This window comes from Sporosarcina sp. P7, from assembly GCF_002743425.1.
Classification (GTDB): Bacteria; Bacillota; Bacilli; order Bacillales_A; family Planococcaceae; genus Sporosarcina.
In genome coordinates this window covers 22,939-45,373 of sequence record NZ_PDZF01000010.1, presented here as the reverse complement: position 1 = coordinate 45,373, position 22,435 = coordinate 22,939, and the positions used below count along the sequence as shown (strand labels likewise).

The 22,435-nt window shown below is 37.9% G+C and carries 19 protein-coding genes and 1 pseudogene; 7 read left to right on the top strand and 13 right to left on the bottom strand.

Features of this window, described 5'->3' with window-relative positions; translation table 11 throughout:
- Positions 1 to 116 precede the first annotated feature (116 nt).
- The 8 genes and pseudogenes from CSV60_RS10805 to CSV60_RS10765 all read right to left on the bottom strand — a co-directional run bounded on the left by CSV60_RS10805 (position 117) and on the right by CSV60_RS10765 (position 10,900).
- The gene (locus tag CSV60_RS10805) at positions 117 to 1,037 is read right to left on the bottom strand and encodes an HNH endonuclease (protein ID WP_099637001.1); all 921 of its coding nucleotides are present in this window, start codon (positions 1,035 to 1,037) and stop codon (positions 117 to 119) included.
- Between the two features lie 198 nt (positions 1,038 to 1,235).
- Entirely contained in the window at positions 1,236 to 1,811 is a 576-nt protein-coding gene (locus CSV60_RS10800) for a restriction endonuclease (protein ID WP_233189604.1), read from the bottom strand.
- Between the two features lie 386 nt (positions 1,812 to 2,197).
- Positions 2,198 to 2,440, bottom strand: a complete 243-nt coding sequence (locus tag CSV60_RS10795) for a hypothetical protein (protein WP_143565339.1) — start codon at positions 2,438 to 2,440, stop codon at positions 2,198 to 2,200.
- A 266-nt stretch (positions 2,441 to 2,706) separates the two neighbouring features.
- On the bottom strand, positions 2,707 to 3,186 hold the full coding sequence (locus CSV60_RS10790; protein ID WP_099636999.1) for a hypothetical protein: 480 nt from the start codon (positions 3,184 to 3,186) through the stop codon (positions 2,707 to 2,709).
- A gap of 41 nt (positions 3,187 to 3,227) precedes the next feature.
- Complete coding sequence (locus tag CSV60_RS10785) at positions 3,228 to 4,274, bottom strand: RHS repeat domain-containing protein (RefSeq protein WP_099636998.1); 1,047 nt, start codon at positions 4,272 to 4,274, stop codon at positions 3,228 to 3,230.
- Positions 4,275 to 4,535: 261 nt separating this feature from the next.
- A pseudogene (locus CSV60_RS10780) lies at positions 4,536 to 4,887 on the bottom strand (transposase); the annotation flags it as partial.
- A gap of 23 nt (positions 4,888 to 4,910) precedes the next feature.
- Positions 4,911 to 5,507: a DUF2247 family protein gene (locus CSV60_RS10775; RefSeq protein WP_099636997.1), complete on the bottom strand. Its 597-nt coding sequence runs from the start codon at positions 5,505 to 5,507 to the stop codon at positions 4,911 to 4,913.
- Positions 5,508 to 6,025: 518 nt separating this feature from the next.
- On the bottom strand, positions 6,026 to 10,900 hold the full coding sequence (locus tag CSV60_RS10765; RefSeq protein WP_099636995.1) for a DNRLRE domain-containing protein: 4,875 nt from the start codon (positions 10,898 to 10,900) through the stop codon (positions 6,026 to 6,028).
- A gap of 762 nt (positions 10,901 to 11,662) precedes the next feature.
- On the opposite strand from CSV60_RS10765, the gene CSV60_RS10760 reads away from it, so the two are divergent.
- From CSV60_RS10760 to CSV60_RS10735, 6 genes are all read left to right on the top strand, one after another.
- On the top strand, positions 11,663 to 12,106 hold the full coding sequence (locus CSV60_RS10760; protein ID WP_099636994.1) for a LytTR family DNA-binding domain-containing protein: 444 nt from the start codon (positions 11,663 to 11,665) through the stop codon (positions 12,104 to 12,106).
- A gap of 10 nt (positions 12,107 to 12,116) precedes the next feature.
- Entirely contained in the window at positions 12,117 to 12,539 is a 423-nt protein-coding gene (locus tag CSV60_RS10755; protein WP_099636993.1) for a DUF3021 family protein, read from the top strand.
- A complete protein-coding gene (locus CSV60_RS10750) occupies positions 12,523 to 13,434 on the top strand; it encodes an ABC transporter ATP-binding protein (protein ID WP_099636992.1) in 912 nt (303 codons plus the stop codon). Before CSV60_RS10755 ends, CSV60_RS10750 begins: the two co-directional genes overlap by 17 nt.
- Positions 13,435 to 13,437: 3 nt before the next feature.
- Positions 13,438 to 14,292 (top strand): ABC transporter permease, encoded by an 855-nt coding sequence (locus CSV60_RS10745; RefSeq protein ID WP_099636991.1) that lies wholly within the window; start codon positions 13,438 to 13,440, stop codon positions 14,290 to 14,292.
- 98 nt (positions 14,293 to 14,390) lie between these two features.
- The gene (locus tag CSV60_RS10740; protein ID WP_099636990.1) at positions 14,391 to 14,942 is read left to right on the top strand and encodes a hypothetical protein; all 552 of its coding nucleotides are present in this window, start codon (positions 14,391 to 14,393) and stop codon (positions 14,940 to 14,942) included.
- A gap of 316 nt (positions 14,943 to 15,258) precedes the next feature.
- The gene (locus tag CSV60_RS10735; RefSeq protein WP_158233173.1) at positions 15,259 to 16,056 is read left to right on the top strand and encodes a CPBP family intramembrane glutamic endopeptidase; all 798 of its coding nucleotides are present in this window, start codon (positions 15,259 to 15,261) and stop codon (positions 16,054 to 16,056) included.
- 113 nt (positions 16,057 to 16,169) lie between these two features.
- Here CSV60_RS10735 and gloA read toward each other — a convergent pair whose 3' ends face one another.
- From gloA to CSV60_RS10720, 3 genes are all read right to left on the bottom strand, one after another.
- Positions 16,170 to 16,550, bottom strand: a complete 381-nt coding sequence (gene gloA / locus CSV60_RS10730; RefSeq protein WP_099630748.1) for a lactoylglutathione lyase — start codon at positions 16,548 to 16,550, stop codon at positions 16,170 to 16,172.
- Positions 16,551 to 16,654: 104 nt separating this feature from the next.
- Positions 16,655 to 17,356, bottom strand: a complete 702-nt coding sequence (gene gloB, locus CSV60_RS10725; RefSeq protein ID WP_099636988.1) for a hydroxyacylglutathione hydrolase — start codon at positions 17,354 to 17,356, stop codon at positions 16,655 to 16,657.
- A gap of 234 nt (positions 17,357 to 17,590) precedes the next feature.
- Positions 17,591 to 18,076: a nucleoside deaminase gene (locus CSV60_RS10720; protein ID WP_099636987.1), complete on the bottom strand. Its 486-nt coding sequence runs from the start codon at positions 18,074 to 18,076 to the stop codon at positions 17,591 to 17,593.
- 183 nt (positions 18,077 to 18,259) lie between these two features.
- On the opposite strand from CSV60_RS10720, the gene CSV60_RS10715 reads away from it, so the two are divergent.
- Positions 18,260 to 19,393 (top strand): alcohol dehydrogenase catalytic domain-containing protein, encoded by a 1,134-nt coding sequence (locus tag CSV60_RS10715; RefSeq protein WP_099636986.1) that lies wholly within the window; start codon positions 18,260 to 18,262, stop codon positions 19,391 to 19,393.
- A 129-nt stretch (positions 19,394 to 19,522) separates the two neighbouring features.
- Here CSV60_RS10715 and CSV60_RS10710 read toward each other — a convergent pair whose 3' ends face one another.
- Both CSV60_RS10710 and CSV60_RS10705 read right to left on the bottom strand, forming a co-directional pair.
- Positions 19,523 to 21,154, bottom strand: a complete 1,632-nt coding sequence (locus tag CSV60_RS10710) for an acetate--CoA ligase (RefSeq protein ID WP_099636985.1) — start codon at positions 21,152 to 21,154, stop codon at positions 19,523 to 19,525.
- A 120-nt stretch (positions 21,155 to 21,274) separates the two neighbouring features.
- On the bottom strand, positions 21,275 to 22,420 hold the full coding sequence (locus CSV60_RS10705; protein ID WP_099636984.1) for an acyl-CoA dehydrogenase family protein: 1,146 nt from the start codon (positions 22,418 to 22,420) through the stop codon (positions 21,275 to 21,277).
- Between the last annotated feature and the right edge of the window lie 15 nt (positions 22,421 to 22,435).

Here is a 22,435-nt window from a genome sequence, read left to right as displayed (position 1 = left end):
ATGTTATCGAATTCACACTCTCTATGCATCATACTACAAAAAGAGGGTAAACTCACCAAGTTTTGCAAGGCGATCGGTGAAGTATGGTGATTTAACCGAAACTAGAGCGTTTAGATCTATTCCTTAAACATATGCTTCTTATGCCATTTTAAATACGGCTTGTTCTTCTCCGTTCGGTTCACTCTCATCTTGCTATGCAATCCATACGTCTCGTAATCCCCTTCAGGAATTCTAGATGAAATATGAATCTTGCCTGTTCCGTCAAACGCAATGAAGCCGTTATGATAGAGAGCATCATGATTGCGACAGAGAAGAATGCCGTTGTTCGGATCGATGCGCTCGTTATTCGTGCAATCTTTCCATGGTTTAGCATAGCTAGCTTGCAATAATTCCGGTAGCTTGATATCGCATAGAGCGCACTGATCATTCCATAGTTGCATAAGTTCATGGCGGAATCGCTGATGGCCCAGTCGCACTTTCGTTTTCGTTTCCGATTCGGTTTCAGCAAGTACCGGAATGAGAAAATCATGCTCCGTCTTCTGAACGGTCCCCATGACGAACTCCAATTGTTCTTCATCGATTTCGTAAATATTTAAATCCGCAATCAACTCAACCAATTTACAAGTCAGTTCTTCATTGCACGGATAAAGATAGCCTTGATTTCCATTGCCGTTCTCTTGAAATGCAGAATACTTAATCGGCAATAGTGGTAAAAGTTCATGGAAACAATCCGCAATCGTCAATGGTTTATCGAGTTCGTGATACTCCACTTCCACTAAGTACCCTTTGGCGTCTTCACTGTCTGCCAAGGGAATCGCAGACGGCTTTCGCTCCTCGCGGTAACTTGACTTCGCTACACTTATTGCGACAATATCCCCTTTTACATAATGAAAGATACGATCTCCTTCACGCACTTCTTTCATCCGTTCCCAAAAATGATGAACATTGCCTATACTGTCTTGCTGCAATGACCAAAGCACACCTAATTCTTTCTCTTCATCGTATGTACGTCCTTGCATAACGATATAACTTTGCATCGTGCTTCACTCCTTTATGCGCTACGTTGTTTCCTTAAGTATAAGTCTTTACTGAATGACTAGGAAATTATTGCTTTAGCACAGTGTTCAACCATCGCTGCTTCTTTACGATAACATAATGAAATTAAAATACCCTACTAGCACAAAGTACTGGTAGGGTATCTACTCTATAAAGTCTTTACATTACGGTTTGCCATTTCAGTTCGATTTTCGAGTCTCTTTTTTCATCTGAATACTCAACCTAATCAACGCCTCGCGATCAATCATCCGGACATCATTATGCTTGGCCAACATGAGTGCCTGTTTAGTGTAGGTACTATTCGTAATCACCCATGCCGCATTGGCTTTGTAAAATTTAACAGCGGGCAGAACTTCTTGCACAGCTTTCACACCCACTGACCTTTTATAACGCTTCGCTTGGACAACAATGACTTCTTTTTCCTTTTTCAATAGTAAATCGGCACCGTAATCTCCAGTTGTAGGAGTATACGTTACATCGTATCCAAAACCTGAAAACAGTGTACCGACATATTCTTCAAATTGTCTACCTGTCATGTTATCTATTTCTTCAATACTTGAGACATTCATACGTTTCTTGCGACAAGTAGTGCGCCATACTCCGAAAGCTAGTAAGACTACGAAACCCACTCCGACCGCCATTCCTACACCTTTTAAGGATTCCGTCATAAACCAGCCAATAACTCCAGAAACTAAAATAATGAAAGCAGTCACTTCATTCGCGAGTTTTTGCTCTTTCTTTGTTCGATTATTCACTTTCATAAGCGCACCTTTCTTACATAAAGAAATTAATATATCCATTTCACAAATTGATGTTTTTATAATGGCAATATATCCACTCACTATCATTACTTTATTTTCCAGAAAAACAGTCCGCAATAAAACTACTATACTATGACTTTTGACTGGCCGCACGTGTTTTTCCCTACTATTCATACAAATAAAGAATTAGAAAATACCTCAGAGAATCTACTGGTCGATTCTCTGAGGCATTTTCTTATATAAGAAACAATGTGTTCGTTATTTTAGCGTTTGATTGTCTGCTGTATCATACGTATAGTGAATCTCTGCATAGTGAAAAATACCAGGTAGTGGAATAACTCGAAATTGTGTGAGTACCTGGTGCTTTATTGCATTGTTAATTAATCTTCAATTGAAAAAGTCGTATTGCTAGGGAATGTTTTTATTAACGTATCGTGGTTTTGGAAATTTTTATCATTCGTTAAAATAAGTAGCGATTCACCATCATGTCCTATACAAAATAAACTTTGGTTTTCAATTATCTCAAAATCCATTGTACCGTTTTTAAACAAATCAGGTCTATATACATTTTCATTTGTAATCCACATAACTAATTTACCTGAAGTAGTGTCTGCCAGGTTCATTTTGTAAATCTATTTGAGCTTGAGTGCCTGCAACACTGGAATTATCAACCCTCACTTTATTATCGTGAGAAAAACCACCATTCGCATACCTTTTGTAACTACTTGTAGTTGCCACCGTAGCAGTATGAGATTGCCATCCTGTAGTTATACTATCTGTAAAAGCTAATGCGGGCTTCTGGGTAAAGGCCCATGCTGTTCTATTTAAGTATTCATACTAAGAAATAAATCAGCATTACTTAAAGATATTCGAATAGAAAGTGAACTGTCTAAGTTAAGTTATAAGCTCCATTTGCCTTTTTAGATTGAATTATATAATATGTCTCGAATTCATCTTTATATTGACCAACATTAAATTCGCTTGGGTCTATTAATCCTTCTAAATAATTAGGATTACATATATCCCATGTTAAACCATTTATTTTTAATGGAAAATTATCACTGTTAGGATTCTTAGTATGGATATAAACTGCATCTTGTTCAGTTTCCTTATCAGCTAACTCAATCCAGGATTGATATGGCTGGGCAAATAGCTCAAGTTTGTCTATTATATCTTCATATAAAGATATATAAGCTTTTATATGTTCTCTTCTTATCCTCAAGCTATTATTTCCTAGTCCAGAAAAATCGAGATGGGTATGCCATAAATCAAACCAACCTTCTTGTCCAAAATCTAAATCATATTGCTCCAACATTGACTCTCGTAACAAGTTACGGAAGTATCGCTTTTTTCCTCGGAATTTCTTCAAGATAACTATCCCTCCCTATATGCTTAATCAATTCAACATTTTTATTTTACTTTAAAACCTCTTTGTTTTAAAAAGTCTTTAATTTCTTTAGGTGGCGATGTTGATTCTCCCTTATGATGTGCGCTACCATCTTTATTTACAGATCCTTTTTTTCCACCCTTTTTCCAATGGGCATGTAATTTCCCATGGTGCTCTTCAACTCTAACATTCCAACCCTTAATATCTTTACTAACAAAATACCAGTTTTTGTATTTATTTTTCGCCCATGGAATACCGTACTTCGCTATTAGCCAGGCGCTACCTACTACCGCTATAAAGATTCCTGCAGATACCCATCCTATACCTGGTATAGCTAACCCACTACCTAAGACAGCGGCTGCAGATTTTCCGTCTGAATCGATCATCATCACCGGGTTGTTATCTGCATAATTATACCCATTCATCGTGATAGGATTCATTGTATCTCCACGTACAGGGTCAAGTGATAAGAATACCCCTGTATCTGGATTATAATAACGCGCCATTAGGTAATACAATTTTGTTTCTTCATCATAACGATATCCTGCATAGCGATAAGGGTTTTCAGAAGCCCTCGGGCCAGATTGAGTTAAAATATTCCCCCACGCATCGTATGTGTAAGTCGCTACTCTTTCACCTGATTCGTTCACAAGCGCGTGGACATCACCACGGTAGTTTGTTAGATAATAATACGTTTCACCTTGGTAAGTCATTGTCAATGGATAACCGTTATCATCGTATGTGTATGCCTTTGTGATATTGCCACTTGCAGTTTCTTCAAATAATACTTGATTGGATGTTCCGTTATAACGGTAATATGTTTCGCCATTAGACGTATTTGAATACACGCGTCTACCTTGATCATCGTAGCGGTACTCCGCAATATTATTGCCTCCACTAGTCGCTACTTTCGTTAGTTGGTCAAAGGCGTTCCATTCGTAGCGGAATTTACCATCATTACGGAGGTTGCCATTTGCATCTACTTCAAATGCTTGACCATTCACGCTCTTTAATTGATTTGCCTTATTGAACGAATAGTTTACAGTTGTTGGTAATCCGTTGTTTAACATTATTTTAGCGTTTGATTGTCTGCTGTATTATACGTATAGTAAATTTCTGCATCGTAAAAAACACCAGGTACTGGAACAACTCGAAATTGTGTGAGTACCTGGCACTTTTTTTGTTGATCTAATGTCTCTTCAAGATGTTCAAATTATTTTTGGTGGATTTCCACTATCTTTATCAATAATTATGCGTCTAAAAACCTAATTTACTTTTCTTTTTTAATGACAGTTTGGTTTTCGTTTGCCCTTCATTGGAAGGACTTCTTAATTGAACACACCTGGCTTAAACAGTTAATACAGCGTGCTTACACTGCAAGATATGGGCTTTTCATTTCGTCCAATGATCACATCTGGTGTCCAATCTTGACGAACTTTTTCATTGATATAGTCAATTTCAGAAGAAGGTAATTCAATGTGGTGGCGTCCACAATTTGATTTATTCTCTTGATATCGAAGGTAAATTTCAAGTGCAGTAAAGCCTTTTTTAAGCTGTTTAATAACTCGATAAATCACTTCGTGACCACGCTTTATTTCTAGCAATTGTTCGTCCAGAATGACCAAAAAAATGATATTCTTCTGTGAAAACCTGCTCTGTTTTAGTAAGATGGGTGTAGGACATGTATTTTTTGGTGTCTCGCTTAATTATAAAATCGGCGAAGATAAAAAGCGTTTTTCTTGTGTATTTAAAAAACTTTCCCACAATTCATCAAAATTTGTTAAGTCGCGTGATTCATTATTTATTATGAAATACGTTGGAGCATTAATATAATTTTCACCAAAGAGATCTTCAAGAACAACTGGTCTATCGAAATCCTCCCATATTACAGACACCTTTTCATATGAATCGTGCAGTAAATAAGGTACTTCCGCATGTAAGATAGTGTATTGTTCTTTATGTTTGAATAGCCAGCTTAGTATAAGATACAACCACTTTTCTTTAATGTAATTTATATCTTGTACTGGTTCTTGTTCTGCTAATTCTACTAAATATGGTTCTACTAATGATACTTCATGTTTAAACAAGCTTCCTAAGTCTAATAATGAAGTTGAAATCTTTTCTTCTTGAGAAATGAGTTTAACAGCTTTTTCGATTGCCGCATCAGGTTTAATAAATCCGCACTTGGTCCCAAAATATAATTCTTTCCAAGATAAATCAGTTTTACTAATTACAAATTCATAAGGTACAACAATTAATAATGAATTTTCTACAATGTTATTTGTTTGATTTTCTCCTGACATTTATTAAAGTTTACCTCCTTTCCCTGCAAGATGGACTGGACAATGGCATTCAGATCCACCCGGTCGGTCTTTGTATAATTCAGCATCTTTTACCGTTCCTCGGCAGTTGTCGCTGCGTTAATGACCCGGACCAGATACCCATAATCATGGCATATACTCACCAGTGATAATATCTAAAGAAAAAATGGATACACCAGATACATACCGATAAGAATGAAAAGTAAGAAACCGAGCATTAGTAAGGTAAATTTAATAGCTTCTCCATTCTTAAATTTAATTAGTGCAACACAAAGAAATAATATTACCAATATGTGCACTTCTAAATAGATTATCTGCAATGCTGGGTTAATGAGTGTACTAATTAAACTACTAATAAAAAGAAAAAATATAAATTTCTTTTTTAAAATTAAATTTCCACCTGATCTTTTAAATATTGATAATAATAACTCTATTAACAGCACTAATGCAATTCCAACCAGGATGAATTGTTGCCATACTACCATTATTACATCTCTTTTCTATTTTCTTTTACTAAAATTAATATATTCAACGTTTACTTTTGGTCCCCAGTAGATGTATTTTTTAGCTTTGATAGTATACGATTTAAAGAAATATTTTTTTAAGCCCCAAACTACTATAGTGCCAACTGAGGAATTAAAAGCTCCTAACAATGTATTTACAATTACACTTGCCACTGTCGTAGCCAGCGCCACTTTCAAACCCAATCTACTAAAATACTTTTTCAACTCTACTCCAAGAACGATTTTCTTACCGTTCAATAATTTATGAACCTGTACTTTCTTTCCTTGTTTAATTAGGTTATTTATTGCATATAGACCAGGTATTGAGACTATTAGAGCATTAATTGCCCCTATTAATACAGAAGTTCGTATACTAAATTCTCCATCCGGATCCACATTCATCACCGGATTACTATCCCCATAATTATACCCATTCATCGTGATAGGGTTCATTATATCCCCACGTACGGGATCAAGTGATAGGAATACCCCTGTATCTGGATTATAATAACGAGCCATTAGATAGTATAACTTCGTATCTTCATCATAACGGTAACCTGCGTAACGATATGGGTTGATTGTTGCGATTTCACTACCACTTTGCGTTAAAATATTCCCCCACGCATCGTATGTGTAAGTTGCGACTCTTTCTCCTGATTTGTTCACAAGCGCGAGGACATCTCCACGGTAGTTTGTGAGGTAATAATAGGTTGCACCCTGGTAGGTCATTGTCAATGGGTTGCCGTTATCGTCGTATGTGAAGGATTTTGTAATGTTGCCACTTGCATCTTCTTCAAATAATACTTGGTTGGATGTTCCGTTATAACGGTAATATGTTTCGCCACTAGACGTATTTGAAAACACCCGTCTACCTTGGTCATCGTAGCGGTACTCCGCAATAAGATTGCCTCCAGTAGTCAATACTTTCGTCAATTGATCAAAGGTGTTCCACTCATAACGAAATTTACCGTCATTGATGAGGTTGCCATTTGCATCTAATTCATATTCTTGACCATTCACTCTCTTTAATTGATTTGTCTTATTGAACGAATAGTTTACCGTTGTTGGTAATCCGTTTTTTATTATTTTTTTGGAAGTTCGGTTGCCCGCTGCGTCATACGTATAGTAAATCTCCGCATCAGAGTATATTTCACTTTCAAGTTGGTTTAGGGCATCATACGTGTAAGCTACATTGCTATTCCCACTACTAATGGAGGTTATATTATGATTTGCATCATAACCATAAGTAAATGTTTTCCATAGTGAATTGTTGGTAGAGAACGATTCTTGACTTAGTCGTGTTTCATTTTTATAGTCTTTTGTAATAATAGCAGCATCGTCTTTATAATTTACATTCTTTACCAAGCCATTATTATTATACGTAAAGCCGACTTGGGTTTCACCATTCAACTTCAGGGCTGTCATGTTTTGAGCATTATCAACCTGACGTTCAATTGCAGTGCTGCCATACATAATCTTAGCGATAGATTCATTGCCATAATACGTATAATGAATGGCATTTGTAGATTGTTCATTAAATTTAATTGTTTGAAGCAAATCGTTGTCGTAGAATTGATAGCGAACAGATGATTGTGATGTTTTATCTTCCACAACGGTATCTGTGCCTTCCATTCTTGTTTTGAACTTCTCAACATCGTTTACGGATACTGTGGAAAGGTTATTAACGTCATCCGTACCGTATTGGATTGTCTGCTTATCTGCTTTTTTAATCTCCGTTAAATCACCATTTGCATTATAGACATAGGTTGTTACTTTGCCTTCTGCATTCATCTCCGAGGTGATTTGATTTTGCCCATTATAGCTGTAGTTTGTATGATAGCCTAGTGGATTTTTTACATTTACTAGATTTCCATTTCTATCATACAAATAGTTAGTAGTTTGATTGTTTGCTGTTAAAGCAGTTAATTCATTTTTTAAATTATAATTAAAATTTGTGAATTTCGATTTTCCATCCATTGATCGAACAACATTGCCATTAATATCTGTTTCCGTTTTCGTTATGATGTTAAATGCATCTTTATGTGTCGTCGTTTTTCTAATTGGTGATCCAGTATAATCCGTTGTATAGGTCTCTTCCACGCCATCTGAGGTGATCATTTTGATTAACTCACCATTTGAGTCATACCGATACGTCGTTGTAAAAGATAAGCCTTCTTTAGAAGGTATTTTGCTTTCTAGTAAATTTCCATTTACATTATCATACTTATACGTTGAAACCGCACCTGTGGAATCCGTATAGGACTCAATATTTCGATAAGTGGTATAGGTATTAGTTTGTACGTTATTTTCTGCATCTGTGGTAGTTAATAAATTCCCGTTTGAATCATAAGTATTCTTTATAGTTGAGGCTTGCCCATCTACAGATGTTGTCTCTTCAAGAATTTGATAATTATGATTAAATTTATAGGAAATATCTTCTCCTGAAGAGAGCAATGCACGATTAATCACATAATTATCATCGACAGAATAACGTGTTACTTCTCCTTCGGGATTTGTTACTGTCGCCATTGCATTGACACGATCTAAAGTATACACGGTTTTCGAAGCTGTTCCACTGACGGACGGCTCTGTGACACTTTCTAAATCTGCATTAATCGTATATGCGAAACTCATCCGATTGCCATTAGCATCGACCACTGCTGAAATCCGGTTATTTGTGTATTCAAACTGTGTTATTGCTCTAGTTTCAGACGTTTTTTTGACACTGACAGAATTTAAATACCCACTTGTTGTATACCCATAATTAATTTCTTGATCGTTATATTTCGCTTGGCTAATGAGACCTGAACTATTGTAACTAAATGTTAGTTTCTTACCAAGCTCATTTCCTAAACCAGTATAGATAGCTAATAACCGATTGTTTCCGTCATAATCATAATTTATCGTATTGCTATTTCGATCTTCTTGTTTTGTAATATACGCTACCTGCACATCTGTATCCTTTGTAGATTCACGGACGATAAATGTTGTTTTATAGCCATAAGGATCTGTCATTACATAAGTACTATCGTTTACTTTTTTTAATTTTTCAAAATTACCAGTAGGTGCATGATATCCACCATATTTTGCATCATATGAAAACACGTGGATAGTACCATCAGCATCTTTATATTGCAACTTACTGTTGTCACCACCGGTATTAATGAAGATTTTTTCATCTCCTGTAAATGTCCATCCGTAACCAAATGCTGATTTTTCATAGTCTTTACTATTGTAAGTCCGGGTAAAATCGAAACCAAAGCCCGCATAGCCTATTATCGAGAGGTCTGAATATTGTAGGATATTGTTTAGCGTCGTTAAGTTTACATAATTTGTACCATCCACTAATTCATGTGAAGCATAGTCCCAATAATCTTCCACCCCTAAACGAGCTGTTGTTTTATAAGTGATGACAAGCTGGGGCTTATATTGATCGGGTACTTCTTGCTCGCTACTTGCAAACTTTTTATAGATTTTTGTATTTTCGTTTGTGCTCTTTAATAAAAACCCATGATTGGTAGTTGAATCTGTTAGCCATGTTTGTACCACACTGATGGGAACATGCCAGTTGATTAAAGCGTCATTAAGAATAGGTGGTGAAGTGAGTCCTGAAACAGTCGATAACTTAGTACCCGCATAGTCCCCCCCTGCCGTAACCCATCTTGTAAACGGAGTACTCTCACTATATGTCCAAGATGCTTCGTTTTCTTCCCACGCTTTCGTGATTTTCTGCAAATTGATATCAATTGGAGATGCACTATTAGTAGAAGTAAACCATAAGTTTAAATCGGCCGATACAATAGTTGTAGCTGATGGAATAGCGGATAAATCGAATTTTAATAAGCTTCGAACGATATTCCCATCTTTCGCCGTTCCAATTCCTAATTCGTTATCATTACCACCAGTTTGAGTTGGGAACGCGCTTCGAATTGTTGTATCAACTGTACTTGCTTCGCCTTGCAAACGAATAATTGTTGGGTCAATTGTAATTGGATATTGACGTTTTTCATCATTTATCCATGTTGCATCAGGAATTAAATCGATGAATAGTTGTCCATCTTCAACTCGTGATTGTAATTTTATGTTATATGATTTGGCTTCCTCTGGAATTGAAGATATAAATTCGTTATGGATAAAGCCTTCCGGAATATACGAATCATACATATAGGGTGCTTCAATTATATACTTCTTCTCCTGTGTCGCTGGGTCTATTAAATAAATGGCTTGCTCAATCTGTTGCACCTCTAGTCCGTTCAGAGAGACTTGATAGGTAAATACCTCAGGCATACCCTGTTCAGGTTTTTCCGAATAAATAATATCTTCTTTTACACGGTCTGCCCCCACTGTATACACAACATCTGCATTGTCTAATACATTTGCATAAGTAATTGTATTTTCATTTATTGAACCCGTAACTTTATTTATAAACGCTTGAATATTATTTTTCTTGTTATCATCTTTTGTTCCAACTAACCCCAAATTAATTTCAATATTTTCATTGATGATTGAAAATATTGCATTACTTTCCGATATCGTCTCATCAAACTCTACCGTAAATTCATTTGCTGTATTTTGTATTTTATTATTCTTTTTCTCTATTAATTTGTTATCAATTTCTTTCCATTCTCCATTATCATCCTTAAAATGAATGGGCTGTTGTGAAATCTCAGTTGAATAAGTATTATCAAAATTATCAAATGTTTTCGACGTTGCAGTACGCTTTTTTATTACTTCAATTGGTTCTTTTTTAACAATATTCCTTTCATTTATTTTTTCTGCACTTGCAACAAAATTTCCGAATGGAATAAGTGAAAATACTAATGAGAAAATAATCACATATACCAACGTATTCTTAATAAAATTCCTAGCCATGTTAATTCTCCTATACTATTTTTATAGCATCATTTGATACCAAGAAATAGTATATATGAATTCAGGAGTAAAGAAATGCGTCAAAGTAACTTAATGGACGGCCATTTATATATATTTAACTAATAACAATTTCATACTAAGGTGCAGGAAATATAGTTTGTTATTTATTTTTCGTTGTAGGCATTTTATACTCCTAAACCCTTTCGTTTCCAAGAAAATCTGTCACTTTAAGAGATATTTTGTGTTTATTATTAAGCGTTATGTTGCACAACCGAATGTAACACCTACCTCACAGCTTGTATAAGTACTTTCATTGTTTAGAAAACGCGTACTTAAAATGCAAAAAAGCACTTCAAATATATACCTCAAAATGAACCTTAACATCGCGCCTATCCTCAGCTAGTCGCAACTGCTCATCAGCCACTTTCTGCTCCGGCATTTTCCATTAACACCATCCCCGCAGTCCGAGCGTTTCTATCTTATACTGATCTATTTAATGCATATTTTTTCGTCCAGCCGCAAACATCCCATCTTCCCCTTTGACTTCTTTCATTTTCGAATGAAAACAATGAATATATAACACCGTACGTTGCCTTGACGACTTTCTGAACGAATATTGATTGTCCAATTCATTCACCAATCATTTGAACCACAACAGCTCTTCATGCAACTAAGCCCCTTCTATATGCAGGTCACTGTAAAAGCTATTGTTCGATTTTCATGAGCGTGATACGATTCAGCCATGAAGACTAACTAGAGGTGATGACCGTCCGGCTGAAAATTGAAGAATCCAATGAATTTCAGGAGATTGAAATCACTATTAAATGTCCTGAAGTGGATGAACGCTTATCCCGGCTTATCCAGCAGATCAACCAAATGATGTATAGCTTTACAGTTACAAAAGATGACGCTGTGCATTCGATACAATCCAGTGATGTTTTATATATCGAAACAGTGGATAATGCATGCTTTTTATACACACTGGGAGACGTCTATGAAAGCGAACTGAAGCTTTATGAATTTGAGAATCAATTGAAAAACACGCGATTTCTACGAGTCAGCAAACATATGATGGTCAATACATCCAAAATAGAAAATGTGCGTGCGTTATTGAATGGGCGATTTAAAGCCACCTTAGAAAACGGTGAAATGGTCATCGTGAATCGACACTACGCAAAAATATTTCGAAAGCATTTCCTAGGATGAGGTGATCCAGTTGAAAAATCTTTTACTTTATATAAGCGGGGCTTGCTTCGCATTTACATTCAGCACGATCGTCTACTCTTTATTTAGGTTACTTGGGATCTTCCCTCCACTGACAGAAAAGATGACTCTTTCCATACTACTCATTTCCATCGTCATTACGGTTCTCATTTGGCTATCGCATCTATTGCCACTAGAGAATCCAGTGTGGGTATATGCAGTAGAAGCTAGCTGTGTCATGACAGTGATGATCGTAGCGAGTGCATTTTTCAACTTATATCCTTTCGGGCTGTATAACGTAGTGATGGCCGTACTGGTGGGGCTTATTGCGTATGGATCTGTTATTTCACTGATTTATTTACACAATAAAGCAGACGAGATGAAAATAAATCATATGATCTTGCAGAGGAGGAAACGGGATGGAGACGATCATTGAAGTGGAGAATGTCAGTAAATCTTTCGGTCACGTGAAAGCAGTTGACGAGTTGAATTTCTACGTGACAAAAGGCAGTCTATTCTCATTTCTCGGAACGAACGGTGCCGGTAAATCTACCGTGATTTCTATTATTTTAACCGTGCTCCAACCGGACAGCGGCTCCGTAACGGTCAACGGATTGACGGTTGGCAAAGAGAATGAATTAATTCGAAAAGAAATCGGAGTCGTATTCCAAGAAAGCTTGTTAGATCCGCTATTGTCTGTGCAAGAGAACTTGGCCATTCGTGCACAATTATATGGAATGGCGAAGCAAGAAATACTAGCGGCCATACAGCGATGCGCTGAAATTGTAGATATTCATTCCATCTTGAAACGACGATACGGCAAATTATCTGGTGGCCAGAAGCGAAGAGTCGATATCGCACGTGCCCTTCTCCATCAACCCAAAATTTTGCTGCTCGATGAACCGACAACAGGACTCGATCCACAAAGTCGTCAGCAAATCTGGAAAATGATCGGACACTTACAAAAAGAACATGGCATGACCGTTTTTCTGACGACACATTATATAGAAGAGGCTGCGAATTCGGATTTCGTTATAGTGATAAAAGAAGGACGGATTATCGCCAAAGGAACTCCAATAGATTTAAAACAGCAATACTCTGCTGATCGCTTATTTATTACGACAACCGATCACACAGCACTGCGTACGCAGTTTCTACATGATCATGTGCTATTTCAAGAAGAAACTGGCGGGTACACGATCGATTTACCGAATACGCTAGCAGCCATTCCTATACTACATAAATACCAATCGCTTATTTCGTCTTTTGAAGTACGAAAATCTAGCTTGGATGATGTCTTTATCCGTATTCATGATCGAGAGGGTGTGTAGACGATGCTAGTTTTCGCCAAAAGAAATTTACTACTCTATTTTCGAGATAAGTCTGCAGTATTCTTCTCATTGCTAGCTGTGTTCATCTTGATTGCACTCTATGTATTCTTTCTTGGTGATTTGATCGCGGATGGAGTGCCGGACTTTCCAGCGAAGCATTGGCTCTTGCTGTCTTGGATTATCGCCGGGGTCGTCACGGTTACGAGTGTAACGACCACATTAGGCGCATTCAGTGTGATGGTAAACGACCAAGCAACCAATGCCTATAAAGATTTCCGTGTCACGCCAATTAAACAATCCGTATTACTCGGTGGCTATATCATTAGCTCACTCTCCATAGGATTCCTGATGTGCATTATGACTCTTCTTGTAGCAAATGCTATGCTTTTTGCCACTGGGGAGCCGGTACTTTCATTTACACAAATCATTCAATCAGTAAGCGTCATATTTCTAGCCGTTTTGACTGCTGGTTCCATGATCTCTCTACTCGTCATATTCTTTAAAACCTCCAATGCGTTCGCCGCGGCTAGCACAGTAATCGGTACATTGATCGGTTTTCTAACAGGCATCTACATTCCAATCGGCACCTTACCTGCCTACTTACAAAATATGATACACCTTTTCCCCATATCCCATATCGCTGCTTTGCTTCGTCAAATTCTCATGGACGCTCCTATGGCTGAAGCCTTCGCTCAAGCACCCATTGAGATGAAAGAAAGCTTTCAGTTGAATATGGGCGTGTTTTTCAAAGTAAATGGATGGCAAATCTCTCCATTAGTCAGTGTCGTGTATCTCCTACTAACCACCATCATTTTCTTTATACTTTCGGCTAGTGTGATGAAGTATAGTAGAAGATAGGTATTCAAACATTAAATGGTACCAGGTCCCCAAACAACTCGGAATGTTTATGCTATGATACGCATAACCAATATCACTCTAGTAAAAGAGGTGAATGAATGGATTTCATTGCTTGGACGATTATTGCTTGTGAAATAGGTTTTTGGGTCGTTATTCTTGCTGGTCTCATTACACGATATGTATTTAATAAAAAACGGCTCGGCTTATTTTTTCTAGCGTTAACACCAGTCATCGATTTACTATTGCTAGTCGTCACGGCGACTGATCTTTATAACGGCGCTATTGCCACTCAAGTTCATGCCATTGCGGCGATTTATCTCGGGGTATCGATTGCATTCGGAAAAAGTATGATTCGCTGGGCGGATGAATGTTTTCTTTACTACGTCAAGAAGCAAGGCACAAAACCTGCGAAGAAAACAGGATATGCGCATGCACGCCATTCCGTGAAAGGTGCGTTGCAACATGTACTAGCGTTTATCATCGGTGGCGGATTCTTGTTTGCAATGATTTACCTAATTGGAAATGCCAACAAAACGGAAGCATTATCTCAAATGTTGAAGCTTTGGATGCTCATTGTAGGCCTTGATATCGTGATCTCACTCTCCTACTTCATTTGGCCACGGGCTGAAAAACTTCATCGGCATAGGTAACATGCTGTTCTTATGGAGATACGGGTTCGGTACATGGAAGTTTTTTTAAAATGCATGGCATCTAGGGACTCAATTCGTACATGAGTGGGTGTCCCTATTTTTGTTTTTGAATTAACGTTACAGTCAACTATCCATAGTAAATCGCCTTATGATAGGCAGACGAGTTTTCAACAGCGCATAAATTTATGTACTCCTGCTAATTATGTTGTCAAATGCATGTTCATTGATGAATGGAATGGTTTCCTAGAAAAGAGGATGCAAATTATAAAGAATCTTAATTTGAGGATTTTCCAACTAATATACGAGGGGGATGTATATGACAAAGCAAAAAAGTGTTAAAGGATTATTAATTTATCTTTTAGTTAGTATCATTGCAATGTTTCTCCTTTATCTAATTGGACTATCGATATTATTGACAAATCCGACCGAATTAAAGCAATTGAGTGAAATGATGGGGATTTCGGGACCACCTGAAATTTTAGCCTTACTCGCCATAATCCCTAATTTCATCATAATAATAGTAGTTCTTGTAATTGGATTTTTCACAGCTCATAAAGTTGGTTTGAAATCTGTAGTTATTCACCCTAACGCTAGAGTAAAGTCAAAGTCAGATTGGATAAATGGTATTAAACTAGCTATAATACTAGGGTCGATTGCAGCTGTCGTTGTGATTGGATTCGATTATCTTTTTCAACCGTTCTTACCAGATAGCTTAATCGAAACATTACAACCGTATACTGCATTACACTTTATATCGGCTTTACTCTACGGAGGGGTTGTTGAGGAACTAATAATGCGTTTCGGTGTAATGAGCTTGTTGGTTTTTATTTTTTGGAAATTATTTAATCGAAAATCGAAAAAAACTACTAATTGGATCTTTATCCTTGCCATATTCATTAGCGCATTAATATTTGCATTAGGTCACTATAGCGCAACCTCACATATGACAGAAATGACCGCATTCATTTGGTTCCGAATGATTCTACTAAATGGTATAGGTGGCTTATTCTTTGGTTGGATTTATTGGAAGCACAATCTAGAGCTTGCAATGCTTGGACATATGTTTGCACATATTGTTATGAATTTAATAATGTTAGTTATCTCATTTTCATAATAAGACGAGAAATGACACGACATTAAAATAAAAGCCTACACCTCGTTTCTCTATTTTGTAAGTAGAGGGTCAAGGGTTAGGCTTTTTAATATTATTTTTGTATATAGAATGTTTTAGTGCTTACGCTTTACTTCGATTCTATAGCCATCAGGGTCAGTCACAAAGAAGTAAGAAGGTGTTCCACCTGCAAGTCCTTTCAATTCACCTGTTTCATAAGAAGAAGCTTTACAAATTTCATGCATTTTTTCTAGATCATTTACTGTTACGCCTAAATGACTAAAACCATTTCCTATAACATATGGTTCTGCATCATAATTATACGTAAGTTCTATCTGTACGGAAGAACCTGGTGAATTTAGGTAGATTAAATCAAATTTATGCTCAGGGAATTCTCTGCGACTGGCTACTTCAAAATCAAAAAGCTCCGTATAAAAATCTAAAGTAGCATCAATGTCTCTAACACGTAAACAAATTTCAACAAGCACTTGGTTCATTACTATCATCCTCCATCATTTTATTGAACTCATTTTAACATAGATACTATATTACTACACTTGATACGATACATCATTCGGCAAAAAGCAACCCCGTAATGGTTCTAGAAGTCATCACGGGCGTTACGCAATTCGATAAAGTCCTCCAAGGTGTCCACTTGCAGAAAGACGTTAATTTCCTTCTCCTTGCCGATCGTTGACGGGAGCGTTGGCTGTCCTTTCGCACGCAATTCCTGGACTTCTTCCAATGATTTGGAGATTTTTTTATTATCGGGATGCATTTCGTATGCAAAACGTAAATTAGTTTCGGTATACTCGTGACCGGGATAAACATGTACATCATCATCCAAGCGCTTAAATTTCTGCAAAGTTTCATATTGAGCTTCGTAATCGCCGGTGAAAACCCGACCGCATCCTGCTGAAAACAAGGCATCCCCGCAAAAGAGATGATTTCCCATTAAAAAACTGATATGGCCATGCGTATGACCTCCTGATTCGTAGACTTGGAAAGTTTGGCTCAACAAATTAAAGGAGTCCCCTTCCTTTACAACACTATTCACCAAGTCTTTCGTTTCTTTCGGTCCATAAACAACACTTTCCGGATGACTCTCTAGAATCTCCCGTACCCCGCCGGTATGATCATCATGCATATGAGTTAAAAGAATGGCCGCCAAACGAAGCTGCTTTTCTTCAAGGTAATCAAGGACACCTTTCGCTTCTCCTGGATCCACCACAACTACCTCTGTTTCTTCTTGAATACACCATATATAATTATCAGAAAAGGCTTTAATTGGATGAATAATCACTTTATGAATCCTCCCCTTTTTAACTAGTTAATTTGCGGTTTAAAGACTTTTTCCCCTTCCACCGACATGTTTTATTTTATCCCGTTATCATAACATAGAGATTATTAATATACATGAAGGAGACAATCTCCTCTGTCTGTAATTCAATCCTTAATTCTGTAATTTCGAAAAAAAGTTTTGTTAATCATTATGCGAAGAGAGCCAAAACAAACGGCTCTCTTCGCATAATCTACTTCAATTATTTTTCTGATAGTACTGCCGTTGCAACTCTCGCACTTGCTCCGCATACTCTTTTATCGGCCCAACTACTTCTACAGCAGGCACCATTTCTTGAATTGGATAACTGTTCACAGGAGCAGGCGTCGTGATACCCATTTCTTTCTTCCACTGCGTTAACTGTTTCGATGAACTAGCATACACAATCCGTCCCAAACCGACTAACCCATGGGCTGATGCACACATCGGGCAATGTTCACCTGACGTAAACACTGTCGCTTTCGCTCTGTCATCTGCGTCCATATGATCTGCAGCCCAACGTGCTAAAGCGAATTCCGGATGTTGCGTTGGATCGCCACCACTTGTACGATTATGGTCTTCAGCTAACACTTCACCACTCGCTGAAACCAACACCGAACCAAATGGCTGATCACCTTTACGTAGCGCAATATCTGCTAATTCGACAGATCGTTGTAAGTGCTTCATTTCACTTTCTTGTAACATGAATGAATCCCTCCTTATTCTTTACTTCCCTTTATAGCACTTCTTTTAACATACATACACCATTATGTTTCCGATTCTACCATCTACTTCTCTACTAGGTACCAATAATCATATCCTACTTTCTTAGTTTAGATAGAAGGTAGACGGGTACAAATAAGCACAACGCAAAGAGGATGTGATGGTATGAAAGCAGTAACATTTCAAGGAAAGAAGTCCATGGTCACTAAAGAAGTCAAAGCTCCAAGTATCCAAGAAAATAGTGATGTAATCGTACGCATTACGACGAGTGGTATTTGTGGATCAGATTTGCATTTATACCATGGCGGAATTGTGCCTGAGCAAGATTATGTAGTAGGCCATGAGCCAATGGGAATTGTCGATGAGGTAGGTTCTGAAGTGAAAACATTGAAGAAAGGCGACCGGGTCGTCATTCCGTTTAATATAGGGTGCGGTGAATGTTTCTTCTGCCAACACGAAATGGAAAGTCAGTGTGATGAATCCAATCCACATGGAGAAGTTGGAGGACTTTTCGGATTTGCAGAGCCAAATGGAAACTACCCAGGGGGCCAAGCCGAATATTTACGTGTTCCATACGCAGACTTCACCTCATTTAAGGTTCCAGAAGACAGTGAGCTAGATGACGAGCATCTCGCCTTACTGTCTGATGTTATTCCTACAGCTTATTGGAGTGTCCTTCATAGCGGATTGAAAAAAGGCGATACCGCAATTATTTTAGGCTCCGGTCCTATTGGATTAATGGCGCAAAAATTTGCCTGGATGCAAGGCGCAAAACGAGTTATTTCAGTAGACCATGTGGATTATCGTTTGAAGCATGCGGAAAAGACTAATAAAGTAGAAACCTATAATTTCAAAGATCATGACGATATCGGTAAATTATTGCATGAAGAAACGAAAGGCGGCGCAGACGTCGTCATTGATTGCGTAGGTATGGATGGAACGGTGCAACCAGGTGAAACATTTGGATCAAGTGGGGATAACCAATTCGGAACAATTAGCCCGATTATCACGGCTTCACAAGTGGTACGGAAGTTCGGGACAGTGCAATTAACGGGTGTTTATGCGACAGATGCCAACAACTTCCCTTTGGGTGATTTCTTCACACACAACATTTCCTTGAAAATGGGACAAGCACCTGTCATTCACTTAATGCCAGAACTATTTAAAAGAATTGAAGCAAATGAATTTGATCCGACAGATATTATTACACACAAAGTAAAATTAGAAGACGCAGCAGACGCTTATTCCATTTTTGATAAGAAAGAAGACGGTTGTATTAAAGTACTTATCCAACCGTAAAACATAAAAACGCGATGGTTTGTTCATCGCGTTTTTTGTGCAAACTATGAAATGCTATTCTCACAACACTAGTGAATTATATACTGTACAATGAAAGTATGATGTTCATTACTAGCTTTATCTACTGTTTTACAGAGAATATTTCTTCCTCTCCTGCTCTTTCAGTAAATAACGCTGTATTTTTCCACTTTGAGTTTTGGGTAATTCATCTACAAACTCGATTTCCTTTGGATATTGATGTTTGGATAACTTCTCTTTCACAAAGGAGATGAGTTCTTCTTTAAGTTCGTCAGTAGATGCGAAGCTTTTATTGAGGACAATAAATGCTTTAACAGTTTCGCCTTTCGTTACATCTGGCTTGCCAATTGCCGCCGTCTCCAAAACCGCAGGATGCTCCATTAGACAGGATTCAACTTCAGTGGGCCCTATTCGGTAACCAGCGCTTGAGATAACATCGTCTGCACGACCTTGAAACCAAAGATATCCATCTATATCCTCTGAAGCAAGATCTCCGGATAAAAACCAACTACCACGCATCTTTTCAGCTAATTTTTCATCCGCGTTCCAATAACCTCCAAACGCTGTATTACCATCTGATGTGTCTACAGCAATTTGACCTACTTCTCCTTTAGTTACGGGGTCTCCATATTCATCAATCAAGCCAATAGTATAGCCAGGTAGTGGAAGACCCATTGACCCTGGTTTTACTTTCATGGTCGAAATATGGTAGTTGTTCACAATCATGCCCATTTCTGTTGCGCCATAATGGTCATAGATTGGTCTCCCTAAATTTTTTTCAAAAAACCTCACTACTTCAGTATTCAAAGGTTCTCCTGCACTACTCATTTTCTTTATTTTGAGATCATATTTTTTAATTATTTCTGACCCCAATGCCATCATCATGCGGAATGCTGTCGGTGCATAAGCAAAACTAGTCACTTGATATTCACTTAAAAGCTTATATATCTTTTCAGGATCAAACGGACCTTTGTAGAAAACAATTTTAGCTCCCTGACTTAACGGACCTATAGTTGAAGCGATTAATCCGTACGCCCAACCCAAATCAGCCCCACCGTAAAACACATCTTCTTCTTCCAAATTCAAAGCGAATTTCCAGTATGGATGAAGACTGTATACCACTTTATGTTTTGTAATAGCCCCTTTTGGCATGCCAGTCGTTCCTGAAGTATATTGAATGATTGCAGGGGAATTTCCCAACGTTCGTTCCATTGTGAATTCACTGGAAAAAGAGTTTACAAATTCCCAGAAACTTTTGCCATCGTTTGTTTGACCATCAGTGAGGAGTAAATCAATTGATAGTTCTTTACCTTCCAGTTTAGTTGACTGTTCACTGTTTGTCAGAAGTAAACGCACACCTGCATCTTTCAACCGATAGACGAGGGCATCTGGACCGAAGGCTGTGAATAGTGGAACAAAAATAGCACCTACTTTAAAAGTTGCTAAAATCGTTACAAGCAATTCCATATCTTTTCCGAGCAACCCTGCTACACGATCACCTCTTGTGACCCCCATTGACTGAAGCGCGTTAGCCATTTTATCGGATTTCTCTTTCATTTGACAATACGTCCATGTTTCTTTATTCCCCAGTTCATCTTCCCAATAAATTGCTACCCTTTTAGGATCTTTTGCCCAGCGATCGCATATTTCATTCGCAATATTCATCTCGCCATTTGGATCACCTTCATACTGCGCCTCTGCATCTTCCCATGAAAACATATGCATCATCTCTTCATAATTCATCCCTTATCTCTCCCATTAGGTAACCAGTTATTATTCGTTTTGATTAAATTTCAGGAAACGATTGAATATTATTAATATGAAACAGTTAGTCATATAATTGAAAATGCCACTCTCCTTCATTCAAAGCCCCATATTCTTCGCAATAATCACTTTCATAATTTCATTGGTCCCAGCATAAATCGAGCCGACCGCTACATCCCGGTACCTTCTGGCGATCTCGTATTCTTCCATATACCCGTAGCCGCCATGAAATTGCATACATTGTATCGCCACTTCTTGCGCCAAATCACTAGTCCACCATTTAGCCATCGATACTTCATCCACGACATGTTGTCCTTGCATATGCTCTGTAATTAATCGGTCAACAAATGTTTGGCCAATGGTTGCCTTCGTTTGCATCTCCGCCATTTTAAATTGCGTATTTTGGAAGTCGCCGATCCTCTTACCGAATGCCTGTCGCTCTTTGACATACGCCAAAGTGATATCAATCATTTGTTGCACGGAAGCTAAACTTTGAATGGAGCACATCAAGCGTTCTTGTTGCAATTTCTCCATCAAATAGTAGAATCCTTTGCCTTCCTCGCCAAGAAGATTTTCCGCAGGAACCGATACATCTTCAAAAATCAATTCACTCGTATCATTCGCATGCTGCCCTACTTTATTCAGTTTTTTCCCTTTTGTAAAACCGGGCATTCCTTCTTCCACTATGATCAAGCTAATGCCTTTATGAGCAGGCGATGCAGTAGGATCTGTTTTACAGACGACAATAACAAGATCGGCAGAATAGCCATTTGTTATGAAGGTCTTTTCCCCATTAATAATATAACGGTCTCCCTTTTTCACTGCAGTTGTCCGAACTGCTGCGAGGTCGGAACCTGTGCCTGGTTCCGTCATAGCAATTGCACTAATCATCTCTCCTGTCACGGCTTTCGTGAGCCAACGTTCTTTCTGTTCGTCCGAACCAAAGGATTGTATATAAGGAATAACGATATCATTATGAAGTCCAATTCCGCCGATTCCGCTTGCCACTTTTTCAAACTCTTCACTAATAACTACAGCATAGCCGAAATCAGCGCCTAAACCGCCATACTTTTCTTCAACTGAAGGTGCAATCAATCCTTGCGCCGCAGCTTTTCTCCAGAATGACCTAGGCACTTGCTTTTCTTTCTCCCACTCATTTATATAAGGAACGGCTTCCTTCTTTAAAAATTTCTGCACCGCTTTTCTGAGCTGTTCATGTTCTTCCGTCATAAATGGTCTCTTCATGCATCCGCCACTCCT